The organism is Pseudomonas sp. B1-22 (genome assembly GCF_050474425.1).
In the GTDB taxonomy this organism is placed as follows: Bacteria; Pseudomonadota; Gammaproteobacteria; order Pseudomonadales; family Pseudomonadaceae; genus Pseudomonas.
Window position 1 is genome coordinate 72,897 of sequence record NZ_JBCHVH010000001.1, and the last position, 22,873, is coordinate 95,769.

At 65.3% G+C, this 22,873-nt stretch carries 25 protein-coding genes; 16 read left to right on the top strand and 9 right to left on the bottom strand.

Annotated features, from left to right (window positions below; all coding sequences use genetic code 11):
• The first annotated feature begins 126 nt into the window (after nucleotides 1–126).
• Complete coding sequence (locus ACQ5BL_RS00275; protein WP_207887216.1) at nucleotides 127–798, top strand: response regulator; 672 nt, start codon at nucleotides 127–129, stop codon at nucleotides 796–798.
• A complete protein-coding gene (locus ACQ5BL_RS00280) occupies nucleotides 791–2,200 on the top strand; it encodes a sensor histidine kinase (RefSeq protein ID WP_243806089.1) in 1,410 nt (469 codons plus the stop codon). The genes ACQ5BL_RS00275 and ACQ5BL_RS00280 overlap by 8 nt, the downstream gene beginning before the upstream one ends.
• A 147-nt stretch (nucleotides 2,201–2,347) precedes the next feature.
• On the opposite strand, the gene ACQ5BL_RS00285 is transcribed toward ACQ5BL_RS00280, so the two are convergent.
• Nucleotides 2,348–3,184: an HDOD domain-containing protein gene (locus tag ACQ5BL_RS00285; RefSeq protein ID WP_243806087.1), complete on the bottom strand. Its 837-nt coding sequence runs from the start codon at nucleotides 3,182–3,184 to the stop codon at nucleotides 2,348–2,350.
• A gap of 168 nt (nucleotides 3,185–3,352) precedes the next feature.
• A complete protein-coding gene (locus tag ACQ5BL_RS00290) occupies nucleotides 3,353–4,294 on the bottom strand; it encodes a YgfZ/GcvT domain-containing protein (protein ID WP_243806085.1) in 942 nt (313 codons plus the stop codon).
• A gap of 170 nt (nucleotides 4,295–4,464) precedes the next feature.
• Here ACQ5BL_RS00290 and ACQ5BL_RS00295 point away from each other — a divergent pair, with 170 nt between their 5' ends.
• Nucleotides 4,465–4,719, top strand: coding sequence for a succinate dehydrogenase assembly factor 2 (locus tag ACQ5BL_RS00295; RefSeq protein ID WP_207887212.1), 255 nt, complete (start codon nucleotides 4,465–4,467; stop codon nucleotides 4,717–4,719).
• Nucleotides 4,703–5,155: a protein YgfX gene (locus tag ACQ5BL_RS00300; RefSeq protein ID WP_243806083.1), complete on the top strand. Its 453-nt coding sequence runs from the start codon at nucleotides 4,703–4,705 to the stop codon at nucleotides 5,153–5,155. The genes ACQ5BL_RS00295 and ACQ5BL_RS00300 overlap by 17 nt, the downstream gene beginning before the upstream one ends.
• Here ACQ5BL_RS00300 and nadB read toward each other — a convergent pair.
• Nucleotides 5,124–6,740: an L-aspartate oxidase gene (gene nadB / locus ACQ5BL_RS00305; RefSeq protein ID WP_207887210.1), complete on the bottom strand. Its 1,617-nt coding sequence runs from the start codon at nucleotides 6,738–6,740 to the stop codon at nucleotides 5,124–5,126. The two genes, ACQ5BL_RS00300 and nadB, sit on opposite strands and share 32 nt — an antisense overlap.
• Before the next feature lie 460 nt (nucleotides 6,741–7,200).
• Here nadB and rpoE point away from each other — a divergent pair, with 460 nt between their 5' ends.
• The 12 genes from rpoE (at nucleotide 7,201) to pdxJ (ending at nucleotide 17,771) form a co-directional block, all read left to right on the top strand.
• A complete protein-coding gene (gene rpoE, locus ACQ5BL_RS00310) occupies nucleotides 7,201–7,785 on the top strand; it encodes an RNA polymerase sigma factor RpoE (RefSeq protein ID WP_015476086.1) in 585 nt (194 codons plus the stop codon).
• A gap of 31 nt (nucleotides 7,786–7,816) precedes the next feature.
• Nucleotides 7,817–8,407 (top strand): sigma-E factor negative regulatory protein, encoded by a 591-nt coding sequence (locus ACQ5BL_RS00315; RefSeq protein WP_243806081.1) that lies wholly within the window; start codon nucleotides 7,817–7,819, stop codon nucleotides 8,405–8,407.
• Between the two features lie 22 nt (nucleotides 8,408–8,429).
• Nucleotides 8,430–9,374 carry a MucB/RseB C-terminal domain-containing protein gene (locus tag ACQ5BL_RS00320; RefSeq protein WP_243806079.1) on the top strand — a complete coding sequence of 315 codons (945 nt, stop codon included), beginning with the start codon at nucleotides 8,430–8,432 and terminating at the stop codon, nucleotides 9,372–9,374.
• Entirely contained in the window at nucleotides 9,371–9,826 is a 456-nt protein-coding gene (locus tag ACQ5BL_RS00325) for a SoxR reducing system RseC family protein (protein ID WP_243806077.1), read from the top strand. The genes ACQ5BL_RS00320 and ACQ5BL_RS00325 overlap by 4 nt, the downstream gene beginning before the upstream one ends.
• A gap of 36 nt (nucleotides 9,827–9,862) precedes the next feature.
• Nucleotides 9,863–11,293, top strand: a complete 1,431-nt coding sequence (locus ACQ5BL_RS00330) for a DegQ family serine endoprotease (RefSeq protein WP_243806075.1) — start codon at nucleotides 9,863–9,865, stop codon at nucleotides 11,291–11,293.
• Nucleotides 11,294–11,440: 147 nt separating this feature from the next.
• Complete coding sequence (lepA, locus tag ACQ5BL_RS00335; protein ID WP_207887205.1) at nucleotides 11,441–13,240, top strand: translation elongation factor 4; 1,800 nt, start codon at nucleotides 11,441–11,443, stop codon at nucleotides 13,238–13,240.
• Nucleotides 13,241–13,245: 5 nt separating this feature from the next.
• On the top strand, nucleotides 13,246–14,100 hold the full coding sequence (gene lepB, locus ACQ5BL_RS00340) for a signal peptidase I (RefSeq protein WP_243806073.1): 855 nt from the start codon (nucleotides 13,246–13,248) through the stop codon (nucleotides 14,098–14,100).
• A gap of 144 nt (nucleotides 14,101–14,244) precedes the next feature.
• Complete coding sequence (locus ACQ5BL_RS00345) at nucleotides 14,245–14,622, top strand: DUF4845 domain-containing protein (protein WP_207887203.1); 378 nt, start codon at nucleotides 14,245–14,247, stop codon at nucleotides 14,620–14,622.
• On the top strand, nucleotides 14,619–15,308 hold the full coding sequence (rnc, locus tag ACQ5BL_RS00350) for a ribonuclease III (RefSeq protein ID WP_207887202.1): 690 nt from the start codon (nucleotides 14,619–14,621) through the stop codon (nucleotides 15,306–15,308). The genes ACQ5BL_RS00345 and rnc overlap by 4 nt, the downstream gene beginning before the upstream one ends.
• A complete protein-coding gene (gene era / locus ACQ5BL_RS00355) occupies nucleotides 15,301–16,242 on the top strand; it encodes a GTPase Era (RefSeq protein ID WP_243806071.1) in 942 nt (313 codons plus the stop codon). The genes rnc and era overlap by 8 nt, the downstream gene beginning before the upstream one ends.
• Before the next feature lie 88 nt (nucleotides 16,243–16,330).
• Complete coding sequence (gene recO / locus ACQ5BL_RS00360; protein WP_207887201.1) at nucleotides 16,331–17,035, top strand: DNA repair protein RecO; 705 nt, start codon at nucleotides 16,331–16,333, stop codon at nucleotides 17,033–17,035.
• Complete coding sequence (gene pdxJ / locus ACQ5BL_RS00365) at nucleotides 17,028–17,771, top strand: pyridoxine 5'-phosphate synthase (protein ID WP_243806069.1); 744 nt, start codon at nucleotides 17,028–17,030, stop codon at nucleotides 17,769–17,771. Before recO ends, pdxJ begins: the two co-directional genes overlap by 8 nt.
• Nucleotides 17,772–17,915: 144 nt before the next feature.
• Here pdxJ and cmoB read toward each other — a convergent pair whose 3' ends face one another.
• From cmoB to ACQ5BL_RS00395, 6 genes are all read right to left on the bottom strand, one after another.
• Entirely contained in the window at nucleotides 17,916–18,884 is a 969-nt protein-coding gene (cmoB, locus tag ACQ5BL_RS00370; RefSeq protein ID WP_243806067.1) for a tRNA 5-methoxyuridine(34)/uridine 5-oxyacetic acid(34) synthase CmoB, read from the bottom strand.
• Nucleotides 18,881–19,621: a carboxy-S-adenosyl-L-methionine synthase CmoA gene (gene cmoA, locus ACQ5BL_RS00375; RefSeq protein WP_243806065.1), complete on the bottom strand. Its 741-nt coding sequence runs from the start codon at nucleotides 19,619–19,621 to the stop codon at nucleotides 18,881–18,883. The genes cmoB and cmoA overlap by 4 nt, the downstream gene beginning before the upstream one ends.
• Nucleotides 19,622–19,734: 113 nt before the next feature.
• Complete coding sequence (locus ACQ5BL_RS00380; RefSeq protein ID WP_207887197.1) at nucleotides 19,735–20,307, bottom strand: hypothetical protein; 573 nt, start codon at nucleotides 20,305–20,307, stop codon at nucleotides 19,735–19,737.
• A gap of 86 nt (nucleotides 20,308–20,393) precedes the next feature.
• Nucleotides 20,394–21,143, bottom strand: a complete 750-nt coding sequence (locus ACQ5BL_RS00385; protein ID WP_243806063.1) for a substrate-binding periplasmic protein — start codon at nucleotides 21,141–21,143, stop codon at nucleotides 20,394–20,396.
• Between the two features lies 1 nt (nucleotide 21,144).
• Nucleotides 21,145–21,819 carry a lysoplasmalogenase gene (locus tag ACQ5BL_RS00390; protein WP_430292756.1) on the bottom strand — a complete coding sequence of 225 codons (675 nt, stop codon included), beginning with the start codon at nucleotides 21,817–21,819 and terminating at the stop codon, nucleotides 21,145–21,147.
• A gap of 111 nt (nucleotides 21,820–21,930) precedes the next feature.
• Nucleotides 21,931–22,326, bottom strand: a complete 396-nt coding sequence (locus tag ACQ5BL_RS00395; protein ID WP_207887194.1) for a protease inhibitor I42 family protein — start codon at nucleotides 22,324–22,326, stop codon at nucleotides 21,931–21,933.
• Nucleotides 22,327–22,873 lie beyond the last annotated feature (547 nt).

Sequence of the window (22,873 nt, forward strand, 5' to 3'; positions counted from 1 at the left end):
CGGGCTAAGCTTTCACCAGGCTTTCAGTCAGCTTTCGCAGTGTTTTCAGCGAATTTCCCCCATTCACAGCGGCGCGTGGATGGGTACACTGCCGGCCCGAACCTGTCGTCGTAGGGGTAAATCCACGTGCGAATCCTCCTGGTCGAAGACCATCCCCAACTGGGCGAAAGCGTTGCCCAGGCGCTCAAGGGCGCCGGCTGGACCGTGGACCTCTTGCAGGATGGCGTGGCCGCGGACCTGGCCCTGGCCAGCGAGGACTACGCGCTGGCGATCCTCGATGTCGGCCTGCCGCGCCTGGACGGCTTTCAGGTGCTGGCGCGCCTGCGCGAGCGCGGCAAGACCCTGCCGGTACTGATGCTCACCGCCCGTGGCGAGGTGCGCGACCGCGTGCACGGACTGAACCTCGGTGCCGACGACTACCTGGCCAAGCCCTTCGAGCTGACCGAACTGGAAGCGCGGGTGAAGGCCCTGCTGCGACGCAGCGTGTTGGGCGGGGAACAGCAGCAGCGCTGCGGCGAGCTGGTCTATGACCTCGGCGCGCGGCGCTTCACCCTGGCCGACCAGGCGATGAACCTGACCTCTCGTGAGCAGGCGGTGCTGGAAGCGCTGATCGCCCGTCCGGGGCGGGTGATGAGCAAGGAGCAACTGGCCTCCCAGGTGTTCGGCCTGGACCAGGACGCCAGTGCCGATGCCATCGAAATCTACGTGCACCGCCTGCGCAAGAAGCTCGAAGGCAGCTCGGTGCGCATCGTCACCTTCCGCGGCCTGGGTTACCTGCTCGAGGCGCAGGATGGCTGAGCCGCGCCGCTGGCGCGTCCCCGGCGCCGGCAGCCTGCGTGGCCGGCTGCTGTGGCGGCTGGGCGGCATGTTGCTGGTGCTGCTGCTGATCGGCAGCGCGGTGACCTACTCGCGTGCTCGCCACGCCGCCGACATCGCCTATGACCGGACCCTGCTGGCCTCTGCGCGGGACATCGCCGACGGCCTCTACGCCAGCGACGGCACCCTGCGCGCCAATGTGCCCTATATGGCGTTGGACAGCTTCGAGTACGACAGCGCCGGACGCATCTTCTACCAGGTGATCGATCCGCACGGACAGATGATCTCCGGCTATGAGAGTTTGCCCGCGCCGCCGCCGGGCACGCCGCGCACCGATGATTACCCGGCGTTAGCCAAGTTCTACGACGCCCAGTACCAGGGGCAGGGCGTGCGGGTGGTCAGCCTGCTGCAGCCGGTCAGCCAGCCGACGGTCAACGGCATGGCGGAAATCCGCGTAGCGGAAACCCTGGGCGCCCGCGAGCGGCTGGCGCGCAACCTGCTCGGCGACACCCTGTTGAACCTGGCGCTGTCGGCCATCGCCGCGCTGCTGCTGGTCTGGTACGCGGTGAGTGCCGGCCTGCGCCCGCTGGACCGCCTGCGCGCGGCGGTGGAGGAGCGGCAGCCGGACGACCTGCGGCCGCTGCCGGTGGTGCGGGTGCAGCGCGAGCTGCGTCCGCTGGTGGCGGCGCTCAACCACTTCACCGTGCGCCTGCGCGGGCTGTTCGACCGGCAGTCGCAGTTCATCGCCGAGGCCTCCCACGAGTTGCGCACGCCGCTGGCGGCGCTCAAGGCGCGGTTGGAGCTGGGCCTGCGCGAGCAGGACCCGCAGCAATGGCGCGCCACCCTGGTGGACGCCGTGCAGAACACCGATCGGGTGACGGGACTGGCCAACCAGTTGCTGTCCCTGGCGCGCGTCGAGAGCGGCGCGCGGGCCATCGCCGAAGGGGCGGGGGAGGACATCGATCTCAGCCAGCTGGCGCGGGAGCTGGGCCTGGCGCTGGCGCCGCTGGCCTATGCGCGCGGCGTCGCCCTGGCGCTGGAGGCGGACGATCCGGTGTGGGTGAAGGGGGATCCGACGCTGCTCAACGAGTTGCTCAGCAATCTGGTGGACAACGCCATCGCTCATGCTCCGGCGGACGGCAACGTGATCATCCGCGTGCTGTCGCCGGCCGGCCTGGAGGTCGAGGACGACGGCCCGGGGATTCCGCCGGAGGAGCGCGACAAGGTGTTCCGCCGTTTCTACCGCCGTCGTCAACAGGGCACCGGTCTGGGATTGGCCATCGTCGGCGAGATCTGCAGCGCGCACCGGGCGCGCATCGAGCTGGCGCAGGGCGAGTTGGGCGGGTTGCTGGTGCGGGTGAGTTTCCCGGTGGAAAACGCCTGAGGCAGAAACGCAAAACCCGCCGGTGAGGGCGGGTTCTGGCGTTGGGCGAAGCCATCGCGGACGGAGTCCGCTCCTACCCGGAGATCGACCCCTGTGTAGGAGCGGACTCCGTCCGCGATCGATCGCCGGCGGCGCGGTCGTCCGCTCTTACTGCAACATGCTCATCGCCGCTTCCATCGCCGCCGAGAGGTCCTCGTCTTCCTTGAGGTTGTCCTTCGGGTCCAGGCCCAGCTTGGCGAAGGCCGGAATGTTGCTCCAGTCCAGTTCGGTATAGGGGTGCTGGCTGCCCAGGTAGCTCTGCAGGGTGGCGACCTGGACGATGTCCACGTAGTCGACCTTGACCGAGTCGCGCTCGAAGTCCAGGTGCTGGCCCGGTACGGCGGCAATCGGCGCCGGGAAGTCCCAGGCCTTGAGGATGCGATCGCCGATGACCGGGTGGATGCGCTCGATCACATGGTTGAGGCTGATGGAGTCGGCCAGCAGCTCGCTGTGTTCCTCGGCGTAGGTGAGGATCGGCAGCGCGCCGATCTGGTGCACCAGGCCGGCGAGGGTGGCCTGGTCCGGCGCCAGGCGGGTGTAGTGGCGGCACAGGGCGTGGCAGATGCCGGCGATCTCGGTGCTCTTGTTCCAGACTTCGCGCATCTTGCGGTCGACCACGTCGGAGGTGGCCTGGAACATCTGCTCCATGGCAAGGCCGGTGGCCAGGTTGCAGGTGTAGTTCATGCCCAGGCGGCCGATCGCCATCTGCAGGTCGGTGATTTCCTTGTTGGTGCGCAGCAGCGGGCTGTTCACGACCTTGATGATGCGTGCAGTCAGTGCGGCATCGTTGCCGATCACCTTGGCGAGGTCCTGAACGCTGCTGTTGGGGTCTTCCGCCGCCTCGCGCACGCGCAGGGCGACTTCCGGCAGCGTCGGCAGCACCAGTTCATCGTTCTCGATGGCCCGCAGCAGATCCTGTTGTACTTTGTCGGCAAGCTTGCTCATGGCACTTCCTGATTGGGTCTGATGTTGCTTCTTGATGAGTCGTGTTGCCGTGCAACCCGTCGGGACGGGCTGCATTGTGCGCGTTGCTGAATGACTCGTCGGTTAGGTGGATCACCAAATCGTGTTTCTCACACCTTGCCTTGGGCCGGGCTCCCCACCCGGCCGAGTTCAGCGCTGGATCTCTCGGTCGCTGTCCAGGGTGTAGGGCAGGTCCAGAAGGCGCAGCGGCTGGCCTTCGGCCTCGCCCAGGCGCACGCGACCATCGGCGACGGCGTCGTCCTGCAGCACCGCCAGCAGCTCCACGCCTTCCGCGGCATGGGCGGCCAGCACCACTTCGCCGACGCTGGTGGAGTGCACCGGCGAGAACAGCTCGCGGCCCGGCTCCGGCAGTTCATTGCCGTCCAGCGCCAGGCGATGCAGGCGGCGCTTGAGGCGGCCGAGGTACTGCATGCGCGCGACGATTTCCTGGCCGGTGTAGCAGCCCTTCTTGAAGCTCACGCCGCCGACGGCCTGCAGGTTGATCATCTGCGGGATGAACAGCTCGCGGGTGCTGCCGAAGACTTGGCCGACACCGGCGCGGACCTGGCCGAGCAGCCAGTCGTTGAGGTTGCCGTGCGCCAGTTGCGCAGCCAGGTGCTCACGCAGCTCGGCGGCGCGTGGAGCCGGCACCCAGAGCTCGACGCGGCCCTGGCCCAGGCCGATGGCGATCAGGCCGTCATGGCGCGCCACCTGGTCGGCCTGGCCGCTGAGCGCAAGGCCCAGCTCGGCGAGCAGGGCGTCGGCGCCGCTCAGGCCGAAGCGCGTCCACAGGGCGCTGTCGTCCGACAGGCTGGCCTTGGAGAACACGGCGTACTTCTTGAGATCGGTTAGCTGGCCGTCGAGCAGGTCGCTGGCCATCGCCAGCAGGTAGCCGTCGCCCTCGGCGACGATGCGGAAGCTGGAGGTCATGCGCCCCTTGGGGGTGCAGCGCGCGCCAAGGCTTGCGGTTTCGTCGTTCAGGTAGCTGAGGTTGCAGGTCAGCTGGCCCTGGAGGAATTTGGCGGCGTCCACGCCGCGCACGGCGAGAATCCCTTCGTGATTGAGTTCGGTGAAGAAGACGGAGGCGGTCATCACGATTCGCTGGAAGAAAGTTAGGGGCCTCATGATAGAGCCCGGACCGAGGCTTGTCAGCGGGTGCCGGGAGCTGGGCCGCATGCGTATAATGCCGCTCGGCTCGCGCCGGCCGTCGCCCCCGCGAGCGATCCGATGTATTCGCCCGCCGTTATTCGAGGTACCTGCAGATGACCGATGAAATCGAACTCAAGCGCCTGTTCTGGCACAGCCGCCGTGGCATGCTGGAGCTGGACGTGCTGCTGGTGCCCTTCGTCCAGGAGGTCTACCCGGGCCTTGGCGCCGAGGACCAGGCGCGCTTCCGCAAGCTGCTGGAGTGCGAGGACCAGGATATGTTCGGCTGGTTCATGCAGCGCGGCGAGCCGGACGATGCCGACCTGCGCCACATCGTTCGCATGATCCTGGACCGTGTCCAGCCGAAGTGACCCCTTCGAATGCCACTGGCGACCGTCCATCGGGTTGCTGGTGGCCTATCTCGGCGCGCAGTCGTTCGCCGTCCTTGCGTTGCTGCTCGCAGACATTCCCTTCCACTGGATTTCACTCGGCCTGAGCCTTTGCCTGCTGCACGCCTGCTGGGTAGTGCCAGGGCGGATCCTGTTGCGCGGCCCGGCTGCGGTGCGCGCGCTGCGCCATGACGCCGGGGGTTGGCAGTTGTGGAGTGAGCGGGAAGGATTCCAGCCGGTGCAGCTGATGCCGGACAGCCTGGCGCTGCCGGCGTTGATCGTGCTGCGTTTCCGTCGTCCCGGCCAGTGGCTGGTGGGCAGCGTCTGCGTGCCGGCCGATGCCCTGGCACCGGAGCTGCACCGGCGCCTGCGGGTAAGGCTGCGCTTCAGCCGCAATAGGTGGGCGGCGCCAGGATAGTGTCGCGCGCCTCGGGCAGCAGGTCCGGATAGTCCAGGGTGTAGTGCAGGCCGCGACTTTCGTGGCGCTGCATGGCGGAGTTGATGATCAGCTCGGCCACCTGGGCCAGGTTGCGCAACTCGATCAGGTCGCGGCTGACCTTGTAGTTCGAGTAGAACTCGTCGATCTCGTCCAGCAGCAGGCGCACGCGGTGCTGCGCGCGGGCCAGGCGCTTGTTGGTGCGTACGATGCCGACGTAGTCCCACATGAAGCGCCGCAGCTCGTCCCAGTTGTGCGCGATGATCACGTCTTCGTCCGAGTCGGTCACCTGGCTGGCGTCCCAGCCGGGCAGGGGGGCTGGAGCGGGCGCGCGGGCAAGTTTGCCGACGATGTCGGCGGCGGCGGAACGGGCGTAGACGAAGCACTCCAGCAGGGAATTGCTGGCCATGCGGTTGGCGCCGTGCAGGCCGGTGAAGGTGGTTTCGCCGATGGCGTAGAGGTTCGGTACGTCGGTGTGGCCGTGCTGGTCCACCAGTACGCCGCCGCAGGTGTAGTGCGCCGCGGGTACTACCGGGATCGGCTCGCGGGTGATGTCGATTCCGAAGTCCAGGCAGCGCTCGTAGACGGTGGGGAAGTGCTCGCGGATGAACGCGTCCGGCTTGTGGCTGATGTCCAGGTAGACGTAGTCGATGCCCAGGCGCTTCATCTCGTGGTCGATGGCGCGGGCCACCACGTCGCGCGGCGCGAGTTCGGCCAGGGCATGGAAGCGCTGCATGAAGCGCTCGCCGTTGGGCAGGCGCAGCAGGCCGCCTTCGCCACGTATGGCCTCGGTGATCAGGAAGCTCTTGGCCTGCGGGTGGTACAGGCAGGTCGGGTGGAACTGGTTGAACTCCAGGTTGCCGACCCGGCAGCCGGCGCGCCAGGCCATGGCGATACCGTCGCCGGAGTTGCCGTCCGGGTTGCTGGTATAGAGGTAGACCTTGCTGGCGCCGCCGGAGGCGAGCACGGTAAAGCGCGCGCCGAAGGTGTCGACTTCGCCGGTGCTGCGGTCCAGCACATAGGCGCCCAGGCAGCGCTGGCCCTTCATGCCGAGCTTGCGCTCGGTGATCAGGTCGACCGCGACCCGTTGCGCCAGCAGTTCGATGTTCGGCCGCTGGCGCGCCTGCTCCAGCAGGGTGTTGAAGATGGCTGCGCCGGTGGCGTCGGCGGCGTGAATGATGCGGCGGTGGCTGTGGCCGCCTTCACGGGTCAGGTGGAACTCGAAGCCGCCGTCCTCGCGCCCCGGTTCGTGGTCGCGGGTGAAAGGCACGCCCTGTTCGATCAGCCACTGGATGGCTTCGCGGCTGTGCTCGACGGTGAACTTCACGGCGTCTTCGCGGCACAGGCCGGCGCCGGCGACCAGGGTGTCCTCGACGTGGGACTCGACGGTATCGGTATCGTCCAGCACGGCGGCGACTCCGCCCTGGGCCCAGAAGGTCGAGCCCTGGGACAGTTCGCCCTTGCTCAGGACGGCGATGCGCAGGTGCGCGGGCAGCGTCAGGGCGAGCGTCAGGCCTGCGGCCCCGCTGCCGATCACCAATACATCATGCTGGAAGTGCTGACCCATGTCCGGCTCCACCAAAAAGGCGCCCTAGTATATAGAAGGGTGTCACGGCACAATACTGGCGAACCGATGACACCGAAGCCGCCTGCGGCGGACGGCAGCCGCAGGGCGGACTCTCCGGACTCCCGCTCATGCCGCGAATGCAGGCGTGTTGGTGTTGCATCGGAGGTGACGGATCGTGGCAAATCGCCGGAACTTTTTTAGTCGTTCCGGTTCCAACCCAAAATACCTTAAGTCGTTTTCGCGCAGGCTCGGACTGCGCGGAGGGGAGCGCGGGTGTTTCGCCCGATACAGTTGAATTCAACGGGCTTCGGACGCATGTCTGGGTCCGGTTGCCGCGAACGTGAAAAAACTGTGCGGCGCATGCTTGGAGGGGAGAACTTTTGCAGAAGTCCCGAGTCTATCTTGGCAGGACGATTCACCAGGGTGCTCGAAGCTCCTCCAGGTTCGTAGAGGAGCATTCATGCTAACCCAGGAACAGGATCAGCAACTGGTTGAACGGGTACAGCGCGGAGACAAGCGGGCATTCGATCTGCTGGTGCTGAAGTACCAGCACAAGATTCTCGGGCTGATCGTGCGGTTCGTGCACGACGCCCAGGAAGCCCAGGATGTCGCACAGGAAGCATTCATCAAGGCGTATCGCGCCTTGGGTAACTTCCGAGGCGATAGTGCCTTTTATACCTGGCTGTACCGTATCGCCATCAATACCGCGAAGAACCACCTGGTGGCGCGCGGTCGGCGCCCGCCTGACAGCGATGTCACTGCGGAAGACGCGGAGTTCTTCGAGGGCGACCATGCCCTGAAGGACATCGAGTCGCCGGAACGAGCCATGCTGCGGGATGAGATCGAGGAAACAGTTCATCGCACCATCCAGCAGCTGCCGGAGGATCTGCGCACGGCACTGACCCTGCGCGAGTTCGAAGGCTTGAGTTACGAAGATATCGCCACCGTGATGCAGTGTCCGGTGGGGACGGTCCGCTCACGGATATTCCGTGCGCGGGAAGCGATCGACAAAGCTTTGCAGCCTTTGTTGCATGAAGAAGTCTGATACAGCGGCAACAGCCAAGAGAGGTACCGCTATGAGTCGTGAAGCCCTGCAGGAGTCGCTGTCCGCTGTAATGGATAACGAAGCGGATGAGCTTGAGCTGCGGCGAGTGCTTGCAGCCTGCGGCGAGGACGCCGAATTGCGGGCCACCTGGTCCCGTTATCAACTGGCCCGTGCGGTGATGCACAAGGAGCCGGCGATGCCAAAGCTGGATATCGCCGCCGCCGTGTCCGTCGCTCTGGCCAATGAAGCCGCGCCGGCGCCGAGCAAGCCCAATCCGTGGCGCAACATTGGCCGCCTGGCGGTCGCCGCGTCGGTGACCCTGGCCGTGCTGGCGGGTGTTCGCCTGTACCATCAGGACAGCGGCGTCGCCAACAACGGACTGGCCCAGCAGTCGACTGCCACGCAGCAGATCGCTCTGCCGCAAGTTCAGGGGCCGGCGGTTCTGGCAGGCTACACTCAGGACGAGGCGCCGCAGGTGATCACCAATGCCCAGGGCGGGCAGACCACCTGGCATGAGCAGCGTCTTCCGGGTTATCTGCGCCAACATGCGCAACAGTCCGCCGTAAACGGTACTGACAGCGCCCTGCCTTACGCGCGCGCCGCGAGCCTGGAAAGCCGCTGATTTTGCGACCTTAAGGAGCGACATGCGCGCGACTACAGCACTGCTGTTCATCCTTGGCGGTCTGCTGGCTTTGCCAGTCCAGGCCGCCGATGCGTTGGACTGGATCAAACGTCTCTCCGAGGCGGATCAGCAACAGAATTTCCAGGGTACTTTCGTCTACGAGCGCAGCGGCACCTTCTCGACCCACGACGTGTGGCATCGGGTCGATGCCGATGGTTCTGTGCGCGAGCGCCTGGTGCAGGCCGATGGCCCGCGCCAGGAAGTGCTGCGGGTCGATGGCGCCACCCAGTGCGTCGGCGGCGGCATGGCCGGGCAGGTTGCGGTGGGTCAGCTCTGGCCCACGCACAAGCTGAATCCGCAGGACCTGACCTCCTGGTACGACATCCGCATGGCGGGCGAGTCGCGCATCGCCGATCGCCCGGCCGTGGTGCTTGCCGTGCTGCCGCGCGACCAGCACCGCTACGGTTTCGAGCTCCATCTGGACAAGGAAACCGGTCTGCCGCTCAAGTCCCTGCTGCTCAACGACAAAGGACAGGTCATCGAGCGCCTGCAATTCACCCGCATCGACCTGACGGCCCCTGACGATGCCGAGCTGCAGCCGACCTCGGCCTGTCAGCCGGTCAAGGAGCTCAAGAGCGCGGCCGTGAAAACCGGCTGGCATTCGGAGTGGGTGCCCCCGGGGTTCACCCTCAACAGCACCTTGCAACAGCGCAGCCCGGTGTCGGACGACCAGGTGCTCTGCCTGGCATACGGCGATGGCCTGGCGCGCTTCTCGGTGTTCCTCGAGCCGCTGCATGGCGCCAAGGTCGACGATGCGCGTACCCAGTTGGGCCCGACGACCGTGGTATCCCGGCGATACGCCAGTGAAGATGGCGGCACCATGGTGACCGTCGTGGGCGAGATACCCAGTGGTACGGCTGAGCGGGTTGCGCTGTCCATGCGGCCAGCGGGAGCCCAGCCCGAGTGATCGAGGAGCGGGGGAGGGTAGTGGCGGTCGAGTCCGGAGCGGTCTGGGTCGAAACGCTGCGCCAATCCACCTGCTCGGGATGTTCAGTGAATGCCGGCTGCGGACAGGGTATCCTGGGCCGGTTGGGTGTCGGTAACAGGCGTGGCCGCGTGCGCGCCTTGTCTTCGCTGAAGCTGGCGCCTGGCGACGAAGTCGTGTTGGGCGTAGGCGAGGACCTTCTCCTGAAGAGTGCCCTGCTCTTCTATCTTTCCCCGTTGCTTGGACTTTTCGCGCTGGCACTACTGGCGGCGCGCCTCGGTTTCGGGGAACCTCTGGTCATGGCGGCCGGGCTTGCGGGATTCCTGCTGGCCTGGTTGCTCGTGCGTCGCCTGGCGCGACGCCATTCGGATGATCCGGCGATGCAACCGGTTGTGCTGCGTGCGCTGGTCGGTGGGCCGCTCGGCCCGGTTTAGTCTCTTTCCCAATCAACATCACGGGAGCTGTAGTCAATGCAAACCCTGAAACGCAGCATGGCTGCGCTGGTTGCCCTGCTGGCCTTGAGCCTGTCGGTCACTGCGCGTGCCGAATTACCGGACTTCACGCCGCTGGTGGAGAAGGCGTCGCCGGCGGTGGTCAACATCAGTACCACGCAGAAGCTCCCGGATCGCTCGAATGCCCAGATGGGCATCCCGGACCTGGACGGCCTGCCGCCGGGCCTGCGCGAGTTCTTCGAGCGCAGCATTCCCCGCGGCCAGGGCGGTCAGGGGCAGGCGCCCCGTGGCCAGCAGCGCGAAGCGCAGTCCCTGGGTTCGGGTTTCATCATCTCTGATGATGGCTACATCCTGACCAACAACCATGTGGTGGCCGACGCCGACGAGATTCTGGTGCGCCTGTCCGACCGCAGCGAGCACAAGGCCAAGCTGGTGGGTGCCGATCCGCGCAGCGACGTGGCCGTGCTGAAGATCGAGGCCAAGAACCTGCCGACCCTCAAGCTGGGCGACTCCGACAAGCTGAAGGTGGGTGAGTGGGTGCTGGCCATCGGCTCGCCCTTCGGCTTCGACCATTCGGTGACCGCCGGTATCGTCAGCGCCAAGGGCCGCAGCCTGCCGAACGAGAACTACGTGCCGTTCATCCAGACAGACGTGGCGATCAACCCGGGCAACTCCGGTGGTCCGCTGCTGAACCTGCAGGGCGAAGTCGTGGGTATCAACTCGCAGATCTTCACCCGTTCCGGCGGCTTCATGGGCCTCTCCTTCGCGATTCCGATCGATGTGGCGCTGAACGTCGCCGATCAGCTGAAGAAAGGCGGCAAGGTCAGCCGTGGCTGGCTGGGTGTGGTGATCCAGGAAGTGAACAAGGACCTGGCCGAGTCCTTCGGGCTCGACAAGCCGTCCGGCGCTCTGGTGGCGCAGCTGGTCGAAGACGGCCCGGCGGCCAAGGGCGGCCTGCAGGTAGGCGACGTGATCCTCAGCCTGAATGGCCAGACCATCAATGAATCGGCCGATCTGCCGCACCTGGTGGGCAACATGAAGCCGGGCGACAAGGCGGCCCTGGAAGTCATCCGCGATGGCAGCCGCAAGACGCTGAACATGACCATCGGCAACCTGCCGGACGAGGACGAGGAAGTCGCCGCCGTCGAAGGCAAGGGCGCCGAGCGCAGCAGCAACCGCATGGGCGTGACCGTGGCGGAGCTGACTGCCGAGCAGCGCAAGTCGCTGGACATCAAGGGCGGCGTGGTGATCAAGGAAGTCCAGGGTGGCCCGGCAGCGATGATCGGCCTGCGTCCGGGCGATGTGATCACCCACCTGAACAACCGTGCGGTGGATTCGTCCAAGACCTTCTCCGAGATCGCCAAGTCTCTGCCGAAGGATCGCTCCATCTCCATGCGCGTACTGCGCCAGGGGCGTGCGAGTTTCATCACCTTCAAGCTCGCCGAGTAAGCTCGGCATCGAAAAAGGGCGGTCTTCACCGCCCTTTTTCATGCCTGTCCGTCCGGCGCAGACATAGCGGACGGTGCGGTATTCAAGTAAACTCCCCGGCTATTTTTCGGCGGATTGCCGCCTTCAGCCTTTCGAGTGTGTTCAGCCGTGAGTGACCTGAGTCATATCCGCAATTTCTCCATCATCGCCCACATCGACCATGGCAAGTCGACGCTGGCGGACCGCTTCATCCAGATGTGCGGCGGCCTGTCCGACCGCGAGATGGAGGCCCAGGTACTGGACTCCATGGACCTGGAGCGCGAGCGCGGCATCACCATCAAGGCGCACAGCGTCACCCTTCACTACAAGGCGAAGGACGGCAAGACCTACCAGCTGAACTTCATCGATACCCCCGGTCACGTCGACTTCACCTACGAAGTCAGCCGCTCGCTGGCCGCCTGCGAGGGCGCTCTGCTGGTGGTGGACGCCGGCCAGGGCGTGGAAGCGCAGTCGGTCGCCAACTGCTACACCGCCATCGAGCAGGGCCTGGAAGTCATGCCCGTGCTGAACAAGATGGACCTGCCGCAGGCCGACCCCGACCGCGTGAAGGACGAGATCGAGAGCATCATCGGCATCGACGCCACCGACGCCGTGGCCTGCTCGGCCAAGAGCGGCATGGGCGTGGAAGATGTGCTGGAGCGTCTGGTCAGCGCCATCCCGGCGCCCGAAGGCGAGATCGACGCTCCGCTGCAGGCGCTGATCATCGACTCCTGGTTCGACAACTACCTGGGCGTGGTCTCGCTGGTACGTGTGAAGCACGGCCGCGTCAAGAAAGGCGACAAGATTCTGGTGAAGTCCACCGGCAAGGTCCACCAGGTGGACAGCGTCGGCGTCTTCACCCCGAAGCACACCGAGACTCCGGACCTCAAGGCCGGTGAAGTGGGCTTCATCATCGCCGGCATCAAGGACATCCTCGGCGCGCCGGTGGGCGATACCCTGACCCTCAACAGCACCCCCGACGTGGACGTGCTGCCGGGCTTCAAGCGCATCAAGCCGCAGGTCTACGCCGGCCTGTTCCCGGTCAGCTCCGATGACTTCGAGGACTTCCGCGAAGCCCTGCAGAAGCTGACCCTGAACGACGCCGCGCTGCAGTACGAGCCGGAAAGCTCCGAGGCCCTGGGCTTCGGCTTCCGCATCGGCTTCCTCGGCATGCTGCACATGGAGATCATCCAGGAGCGCCTGGAGCGCGAGTACGACCTGGACCTGATCACCACCGCACCGACCGTGATCTTCGAGATCGTGCAGAAGAACGGCGACATCCTCTATGTCGACAACCCGTCCAAGCTGCCGGACCTCTCGTCCATCGACGAGATGCGTGAGCCCATTTGCCGCGCCACCATCCTTGTGCCTCAGGAGCACCTGGGCAACGTCATTACCCTGTGCATCGAGAAGCGTGGCGTACAGCGCGACATGCACTTCCTCAGCGGCCAGGTCCAGGTGATCTACGATCTGCCGATGAACGAAGTGGTGCTGGACTTCTTCGACCGCCTGAAGTCCACCAGCCGTGGCTATGCTTCGCTGGACTACAGCTTCGATCGCTTCGAGCCGGCCAACCTGGTCCGTCTCGATGTATTGATCAACGGCGAGAAGGTCGACGCCCTCGCCCTGATCGTCCACCGCGACAACGCCCCCTACAAGGGCCGTCAGCTGGTGGAGAAGATGAAAGAACTGATTCCGCGGCAGATGTTCGACGTCGCGATTCAAGCGGCCATCGGTGGGCAGATCATTGCCCGTTCGACGGTCAAGGCGCTCAGGAAGAACGTGCTGGCTAAGTGCTATGGTGGTGACGTGAGCCGTAAGCGCAAGCTGCTGGAAAAGCAGAAGGCCGGTAAGAAAAGGATGAAGCAGGTCGGTAGCGTGGAGATTCCGCAGGAAGCCTTCCTCGCTGTGCTCAAAGTGGACAGTTGAACCCTATGACGCTGAATTTCCCGCTGTTGCTGGTGATTGCCGTTGCTGTGTGCGGCGTTCTCGCCCTGGTGGACTTGGTGCTGTTCGCACCGCGCCGCCGGGCGGCCATTTCCGCCTATGAAGGCACGGTTGGCGAGCCTGATCCGGAAGTGCTGGAAAAACTGAACAAGGAGCCGGTACTGATCGAGTACGGCAAGTCGTTCTTCCCGGTACTGTTCATCGTGCTGGTGCTGCGCTCCTTCCTGGTCGAGCCGTTCCAGATTCCGTCCGGCTCGATGAAGCCTACCCTGGAAGTGGGCGATTTCATCCTGGTCAACAAGTTCGCCTACGGCATCCGCCTGCCCGTGCTGGATACCAAGGTGATCCCGGTGGGCGATCCGCAGCGCGGCGATGTCATGGTGTTCCGCTACCCCAGCGATCCGAACATCAACTACATCAAGCGCGTGATCGGCGTCCCTGGCGACACCATCCGCTACACCAGCGACAAGCGCCTCTACATCAACGACCAGCTGGTCGCCGAAAAACTGATCGGCGAGGAGCCGGGCAGCCTGGGCAGCGTGACGCTGTACAAGGAAAAGCTGGGCGACGTGGAGCACCTGATCCGCAAGGAAATGACCCGTTACCGCATCGAGCCGGGCAAGCAGTGGAAGGTCCCGGCCGAGCACTACTTCATGATGGGTGACAACCGCGACAACTCCAACGACAGTCGCTACTGGAACGACCCGAAGATCCCGAAGGACCTGCTGGGCATGGTTCCGGACCGCAATATCGTCGGCAAGGCGTTCGCGGTGTGGATGAGCTGGCCGGAGCCCAAGCAGCGCAACCTGCCGAATTTCTCGCGAGTGGGCGTGATCCACTAAAGTTGTGAGATGTTCGAAGCCTTCGGGCGGCGAACAGTGCTAGAAACCCGGGCGGGGCTGCACGCGGGGAGCGAGGCAGCCCCGCTTGTACGTGGGCCCGCCGCGGTTGGCGGACAATAAGAACGATACCGACATGAGGTCGATATGAAGTACGCACGTTCGCAGAAGGGCATGTCGTTGCTGAGCTGGCTGGTGATCCTGGCCGTTGTGGCGTTCCTGGCCAGCGCGGCGTTCAAGGTCTTCCCGCACTACATGGATTACTACGCCATCGAGAAGGCCATCACCTCGGTGGAAACCGACAAGGCCGCCGAAGTGCGCACTGTCCCGGAGTTCTACTCTTACGTGGACAAGGCGCTGATGCTCAATAACATCCGCGACCTCAAGCTGGATGACGCTCTGGACGTGAAGCTCGAGAACAATGAGTTCCGCGCCCACCTGAAGTACGAAAAACGTGAGCCACTGGTCCAGAACATCGACCTGGTGGTCAAATTTGACAAAGAATTTCGTGTACGAATGCCGTGAGTAACAGTCTGGATCGACTCGAGCGAAAGCTTGGCTATACCTTTCGCGACCAGGACCTGATGGTCCTGGCGCTGACCCACCGCAGTTTCGCCGGGCGCAATAACGAGCGCCTGGAGTTCCTGGGCGACGCCATCCTCAACTTCGTCATCGGCGAAGCCCTTTTCACCCATTTCCCTCAAGCCCGCGAAGGCCAGCTATCGCGCCTGCGCGCGCGCCTGGTGAAGGGCGAGACCCTGGCCCTGCTGGCCCGCGGTTTCGAAATCGGTGATTACCTGCGGCTGGGCTCGGGCGAGCTGAAGAGCGGCGGTTTTCGCCGTGAGTCGATCCTGGCCGATGCCATGGAGGCGCTGATCGGCGCCATCTACCTGGATACCGGCATGGACTCCGCCCGTGAGCGGATCATGGCCTGGCTCGGCCCGCAGCTGCGCGAGCTGACCCCGGTGGATACCAACAAGGACCCCAAGACCCGCCTGCAGGAGTTCCTGCAATCGCGCGGGTGCGAGTTGCCGCGTTACGACGTGGTGGATATCCAGGGCGAACCGCATTGCCGCACCTTTTTCGTCGAGTGCGAGGTTGCCCTGTTGAATGACAAGACCCATGGCCACGGCGGCAGCCGCCGCATCGCCGAGCAGGTGGCCGCCGCTGCCGCGCTGGCAGCCCTGGGCGTGGAGAATGGCCATGAGTGAGCACGAGCAAGACCAGCACGACCCATCCGAGCACGATGAAGCAGGAGCCGTTCGTTGCGGTTACGTCGCCATCGTCGGCCGCCCCAACGTAGGCAAGTCGACCCTGCTCAACCACATCCTCGGGCAGAAGCTGGCGATCACCTCGCGCAAGCCGCAGACCACCCGTCATACCCTGCTGGGTATCAAGACCGAGGGTGACGTGCAGGCGGTGTACGTCGACACCCCCGGCCTGCACAAGGACAACGACAAGGCGCTCAACCGCTACATGAACCGTTCGGCCAGCGCCGCGCTGAAGGATGTCGACGTGGTGATCTTCGTCGTCGACCGCAACCGCTGGACCGACGAGGACCAGATGGTCTACGACAAGGTCAAGTACGTGAGCTGCCCGGTCCTGCTGGCGGTGAACAAGGTCGACCGCATGGAAGACAAGGGCGAGCTGCTGCCGCACCTGCAGTGGCTGGCCGAACAGTTGCCCAACGCCGAAGTCGTGCCGATTTCCGCCCAGCACGGGCAGAACCTCGACGTGCTGGAAGGCCTGGTGGCCGAGCGCCTGCCCGAGAACGATCACTTCTTCCCGGAAGACCAGATCACCGACCGCAGCAGCCGTTTCCTCGCCGCCGAGCTGGTGCGCGAGAAGATCATGCGCCAGCTGGGCGCCGAGCTGCCGTATCAGGTCACCGTGGAGATCGAAGAGTTCAAGCAGGACGGTCCGATCCTGCACATCCACGCGCTGATCCTGGTGGAGCGCGACGGCCAGAAGAAGATCATCATCGGCGAGAAGGGCGAGCGCATCAAAAGCATCGGCCAGAACGCGCGCAAGGACATGGAAGTGCTGTTCGACTCCAAGGTCATGCTCAACCTCTGGGTGAAAGTGAAGGGCGGCTGGTCCGACGACGAGCGCGCGCTGCGTTCGCTGGGCTACGGCGACCTCTGAGCCGCAACGCCCCGCGAGCTTTCGCGGGGCGCACCCTTCGGGCGCCTGAGCGCGCCCGTCTCCCGATTCCCACTCCAGGCGCAGCGCCATGAGCCTCGCTTCTCCCGCCCAACCCGCTTTCGTCCTGCACAGCCGTGCCTACAAGGAAACCAGCGCACTGGTGGACTTCCTCACGCCGCAAGGCCGGCTGCGGGCCGTACTGCGCGGCGCCCGGGGCAAGGCCGGTGCACTGGCGCGGCCCTTCGTGCCGCTGGAAGCCGAATTCCGCGGGCGCAGCGACCTGAAGAACGTCGTGCGCCTGGAGGCCAACGGTATTCCCAACCTGCTGAGCGGCGAAGCGCTGTTCAGCGGCCTGTACCTGAACGAGCTGATGATTCGCCTGTTGCCGGCGGAAGACCCGCATCCGGCGCTGTTCGACCACTATCAGGCCACCTTGCCACTGCTGGCCGCCGGACGGCCGCTGGAGCCGCTGTTGCGCGCCTTCGAATGGCGGCTGCTGGACGAGCTGGGGTATGGTTTCTCCCTGGACAGCGATATCGTCGGTCAACCGGTGGCCCCCGATGGCCTTTACCGCCTGCTGCCGGACTCGGGCCTCGAGCCGGTCGGCAGCCTGCAGCCGGGGCTGTTCCACGGTGCCGATCTGCTGGCGATGGCCGAGGCCGACTGGAGCGCTCCGGGCGCTCTGGCGGCGGCCAAGCGCCTGATGCGCCAGGCCCTGGCGCCCCATCTTGGCGGCCGACCGCTGGTCAGCCGCGAGTTATTCATGAATCGCAAGGACAACTCCCGTGACTGAAGCCAACCGTATCCTGCTCGGCGTGAACATCGACCACGTTGCTACCCTGCGCCAGGCCCGCGGCACCCGCTATCCCGACCCGGTGAAAGCCGCGCTGGACGCCGAGGAAGCCGGCGCCGACGGCATCACCGTGCACCTGCGCGAGGACCGCCGGCACATCCAGGACCGCGACGTGCGCGTGCTCGCCGAAGTGCTGCAGACCCGCATGAACTTCGAGATGGGCGTCACCGAGGAGATGATGAAGTTCGCCGAGATCATCCGCCCGGCCCACGTCTGCCTGGTTCCGGAGACTCGCCAGGAGCTGACCACCGAGGGTGGCCTGGACGTCGCCGGCCAGGAAGCGCGCATCCGCGACGCGGTGCAGCGCCTGGCTGCCGCTGGCTGCGAGGTGTCGCTGTTCATCGATCCGGACCAGCGTCAGATTGAAGCCTCGGCACGTGTCGGCGCCCCGGCCGTCGAGCTGCACACCGGCCGCTACGCCGACGCCCACAACCCCGCCGAAGCCGCTCATGAACTGGCGCGCATCCGTGATGGCGTGGAGTTCGGCCTGTCCCACGGGCTGATCGTCAATGCCGGTCATGGCCTGCACTACCATAACGCCGAGCCGGTGGCGGCGATTGCCGGGATCAACGAGCTGAACATCGGCCACGCCATCGTTGCTCACGCGCTGTTCGTGGGCTTCAAGCAGGCGGTGGCGGAGATGAAGGCGCTGATCGTGGCGGCTGCGAATCGCTGATTGGTGTTTAGTTCGAAATCTTAGGGCGGATAACGCTTTGGGCGTTATGCGTCCTGCATCCTGCGATTCCTGTAGGAGCGGGCCATGCCCGCGATCGCGCCCATGGGGCGCTCCTACAGAGTTTCAGGACTTCCGTGAGTCGTCTCAGGGCTTGCGCGCCACCAGCGTGGCGCGCAGCGGCGCCGGCAGGCCTTCGACGGTGCGGCCGTGGTCGTGCGGATCGAGGAAGTCCGGCAGCGACTGGTAGCGCATCCACTCGGTGGCGCGTTGCTCTTCCACCGAGGTGCGGCTGATGTCCACGCTGCGCACATCGGTGAAGCCCGCGCGGCGCAGCCACAGCTCCAGCGCCGGCACCGACGGCAGGAACCACACGTTGCGCATCTGCGCGTAGCGGTCCTCGGGCACCAGCACGGTATTCACGTCGCCTTCCACTACCAGGGTTTCCAGCACCAGTTCGCCGCCACGGCGCAGGCAGTCCTTGAGCGCCAGCAGGTGGTCGATGGGCGACCGGCGATGGTAGAGCACGCCCATGGAGAACACCGTGTCGAAGCCTTCCAGCTTCTCGGGCAGGTCTTCCAGGGCGAAGGGCAGGTGCCAGGCCGGCAGGTCCGGCAGGTAGCGCTTCATGGCCAGGAACTGGCAGAAGAACAGCCAGTTCGGGTCCACGCCCACCACGCTGCGCGCGCCGGCGCCGAGCATGCGCCACTGGTAGTAGCCGTTGCCGCAGCCGACATCGAGGATGCGCTTGCCCGCCAGGTCGATGTGCGGCGAGACGCGCTCCCATTTCCAGTCCGAGCGCCATTCGGTGTCGATGTGCACGCCGAACAGATTGAACGGGCCCTTGCGCCACGGAATCAGCCCTTGCAGAGCCAGTTTGAGCTGCGCACGGGTGTCCTCGTCGCAGGCGCCTTCGAGGTTGAAGCGCTCACGCAGTTCGACGGCCGCGGCGTGCAGCTCCGGCAGGCGATCCACCGCCGCCAGCCAGCGTTCCAGGTCGCCGTGACCATCCTCGACCTTCGCGGCCAGTTGTGCGGGCAGGGAAGCGGCCCAGGATTCCAGTGGCGTGCCGGCCAGTTCAAGGCTCAGGCGGTCGAGGTCGAAGCGTTCGATCATGGCAGGGCAATCAGGGAAGCGAAGTTGAGGCACTGGAACCAGGGCACGACCTTGGAGAAGCCGGCAGCCAGCAGGCGCTCGCGGTGGGTCTCCAGGGTGTCGGGGCGCATGACGTTCTCGATGGCGGTGCGTTTCTGGGCGATTTCCAGTTCGCTGTAGCCATTGGCGCGCTTGAAGTCGATGTGCAGGTCGGTGAGCAGTTCGTGCTCCTGCTCGTCGGCGAAGCGCAGTTTTTCCGAGAGGATCAGCGCGCCGCCGGGCAGCAGGGCGCTGTGCAGGCGGGTGAGCAGCGTCAGGCGTTGTTCGGGGGCGATGAACTGCAGGGTGAAGTTCAGCGCGATCAGCGAGCAGGGCCTGAGCTCCAGGGTGAGGATGTCCGCCTCGATCAGCTCGACCGGCAGCAGTTCCTGGTGCATGGCGTCCTGGGCGCGTAGGTATTCGCCGCAGCGCGCGATCATCGGCGCCGAGTTGTCCACGCCGATGACGCGGCAGCCTTCGGTCTTCACGTGACGGCGCAGCGCCTGGGTCACGGCGCCGAGGGAGCAGCCGAGGTCGTACAGCACGCTGTTCGGGGCGGCAAAGCGCGCGCCGAGCACACCGATGTTCTCGACGATGGTGGGGTAGCCCGGCACCGATCGCTTGATCATGTCCGGGAAGACGCGCACCACGTCCTCGTTGAAGGTGAAGTCGGGAACCTGGGCTTGCGGCTGGGCGAAGATGCGGTCGGATTCGCTCACGCTGGATGGGGCCTCGTTACGCTGAACAGGCAACAGGGCGCGGCGCGCCCGGTCTGCCGGGGCGCGCATTGTAGCCGAGGCGCCGGGTGCGCCCAAGCTTCAGCCGATAAGGGTCACTTGAGCTGGTCGGAGAAGTATTCGCCGGCGCCCTGCAGCGGGCCGAGCGGGTTCTTCTTGTCTTCCCGGCGGCGGATGTTCGGCTCGCCGTTGCTGGTCTTGTGCACCACCACGTCGTCGATCAGTACGAACACCGGGCGGAACGACCACCCCTGGACTTCCCGGCGCTTGCGGAAGTTGAAGATGTCCGCCCAGAAACTGCCCACCCGCTGGCTGTCGGTCTTGCTGAAGTCGAAGGCGTAGCCGACGCAGCGATCCTTGGCCTGCAGGCAGGTGATCAGGCCGTCAGGCAGGTAGTCGATGGGAATGTTGGGTTGTACGAACATCAGCCGCACGTCGATGAACGAGAGCATCTTGGCGTTGCCCTGGGACAGCGGGTCGAAGCCCAGTGCGTAGAGCTGCGACTTGGTGGTCTTGCCCGTCTCGACCTGGTTGAAGCGGCTCTGTGCATCCTGGTAGTCCAGGAAAGGTGACTGCACTTCCGCACGTTCGCTGGGCAGCAGGCTGCCACACGCCGAGAGCATCATGTACGCCCCCAGCAACATCATCGAGCGAACTACTGCACGCATGGAGCTCCCCTTAATCGCAGTCTCTTGTAATTGATCTATAGCCGATGCCCAAGCGCTGTGCCGGACTTTTCTCACGCCTCGGAAGGCTATTCCGCAGCCACTCCATATCCTTGCATCAGCGGTTTCCACTGATCGCCGCGGCGGAACTCGCGCAGACCGTCGTCGAGCTCGTCCAGACGCTCCCTGACCGACTCCAGGCGCGGGTTGAGTGCGACGTACATGGGACGTTTATCGGCAAGCTGTCCGGCGGCACGAATCTGCCCGGACAGGCGGTGACGCTGAAGATAGTGCTCGACGATCTGGCTGTCTTCGAGCAATACGCTGATGCGCCCGAGCAACAGCTTCTGGATGTTGCGTTCCAGCACCCGTTCACCGCTGAGTACCTGCACCTGTTCGTGATCGTCCAGATGGCTGTCGCGCCAGGCGTCCAGCTCAGCGCCGTAGGAATAGCCCTGAGCGAGGCCGATGGACTGGTCGTCCAGCGATGCCGGACCCTGGTAGTGCCACGGACTGTCGGTACGGGTATAGAAACGCATGGTCACCCAGCCGATGGGCTCCTGGCCGATCACCAGGTTCTCGGATTCTTCCGGGTAGGCGCCAACCACGCCATCCACCAGGCCCTCGCGGGCCATCTGCAGGGCGCGGGGCCAGGGCAGGGGCTCGAAGGCTGGAGCCTGGCTGAGAATACGGGACAGGGCCTCGAGCAGATAGCCGGGTTTGTCCGGGTTGTCCGGGCAGATGTAGGGGCACCAGTCGTCGCCGGCCAGGCGCAGTGGCTCGGCACTGGCGATCAGTGCGGTGCACAGGAGCAGAGCCGGCACAGCGAAACGCAGCATGTCAGACTCGGGAAGTGGGCTGTCCCGGGGAGTATGGCAGAGCCTGATGACGACTTGTGACGGATGCCGCGATGCCGAACTGGCCCAGCCAGTAAGTGAGCATGATGGCGTAGGAGGAGCCGTCGAAGGCGCCGACGAAGCGGCTGATGCCGATCATCGCGTCGGAACTGACGAACAGCAGGGCGCCGACCGCGGCGAGGTTGCGGCTGGCGGCCGGCAGATCGGCGCAGCCGAGGCGGGCGAGGGCGCGCCAGAGCATGCAGCTGATGGTCAGGCTATAGAGCGCGATCGGCAGCAGCAGCGGCCCGAGCCCCCGGCTATGGAGCAGGACGAACAGGCCGCCACCGAGCAGGGCGGCGAACAGCTGGCCCGCCGGGGCCAGGCGGCGGGTATCCCCGAGGTAGGCGAGCAGATAGGCCAGGTGCGCCAGCAGGAAGGCGGCGAGCCCCGGGACGAAGGCGTTGACCGGCCACTCCAGGAGGATGTCGCCCAGCATCGACAGCACCAGGCCCGCTGCGATCCAGCGCCGGTAGGTGTCGGCCGGCGCGCTCAGCACCCAGAACAGCAGGGCGAGCACCGGCAGCGGCTTGCACAGCATGCGCAGGGGCGGCAGGTCGAGGGTGACGGCAAGCAGGTAGGCGATGCCACCGATGAGTGCCAGCAGTATCCAGCGCATGGGTTCCCTCCCGTGGAAATGTGCGCCCACTCTGCCGCAGCGCGCCGTGCCGCCACAGGCCGAGGGCGTCAGTGCGAGTGGCTTATGGCGCCGGATCTCTGCTGCGTCGGCTCAGCGCACGGCAATGGGGCAGACGAAGGTCTGCGCGGGCGCGACTTCCGCCTCCCAGGGGCGGCGGTAGGCCAGTTCCAGTTTGTCCTCGCCGGTGCCGGTGACGCGGAAGCGCCAGGTAGATTCGCCAGCGCTGCCGACCAGGCCCGCGTCTTCCGGATTGCTGTAGACCTCCGGGCCGAGGCTTTGCAGCAGGCCGTTGGCGGCATTGCGCATTTCCCAGCGGAACCCGGTGGTGGGGTTGCTCGGCAGGATCAGCACCAGTTCCTGGCCTTCGTGCAGCTTCAGGGGTTTGCAGTCACTGGCGTCTTCCAGGGTGACCACGGGTTTGGACTGCCCGGCGCAGCCGGCGAGCAGGGCCAGGGAGAAGGGGAGCAACAGGCGGTACGACGGCATGACGACTCCTGGGGTGGGGACCAGACTGGCCGCAGGATATCGCAATCGGAGGGAGAGAGAAGACTGTCCGGTGTTGCCCGGCGTAGGAGCGGACCCTGTCCGCGAAGGCTAGCCACTGCACCCACGTTGCAGGATGAGCGCCCACAAAAAGCATCGCGGACGGAGTCCGCTCCTACGCAGGCACGAGACAGCGGCACTTCCTTGTAGGGGCGGATTCATCCTCGATGGATTTCGCGGACAAGGTCCGCTCCTACAAAAGCATCGCCGCTCCGTTTTAGCTCTTCAGGACTTCCAGAGAAACTACCGCACACACCGGGCCGCCCCTTTCAATGAGGGGATTTTTCGCCTAAGCGAAAAGCCGGATGACAGGGGCAAGACCTTTGCCTTCTTTGGGTGGGGCGGCCATCCGTCGTTTGCCAAAGGAGGTCGCCCGAGGGGGCGAAACAAAATCTCCCAGCACACGCCGAAGCGGCGCATGAACCCCGAGCAAGACGGCGGATAACGCTTGAGGCGTTATCCGCCCTACAAGGAGCAAGAGCATCGCGGG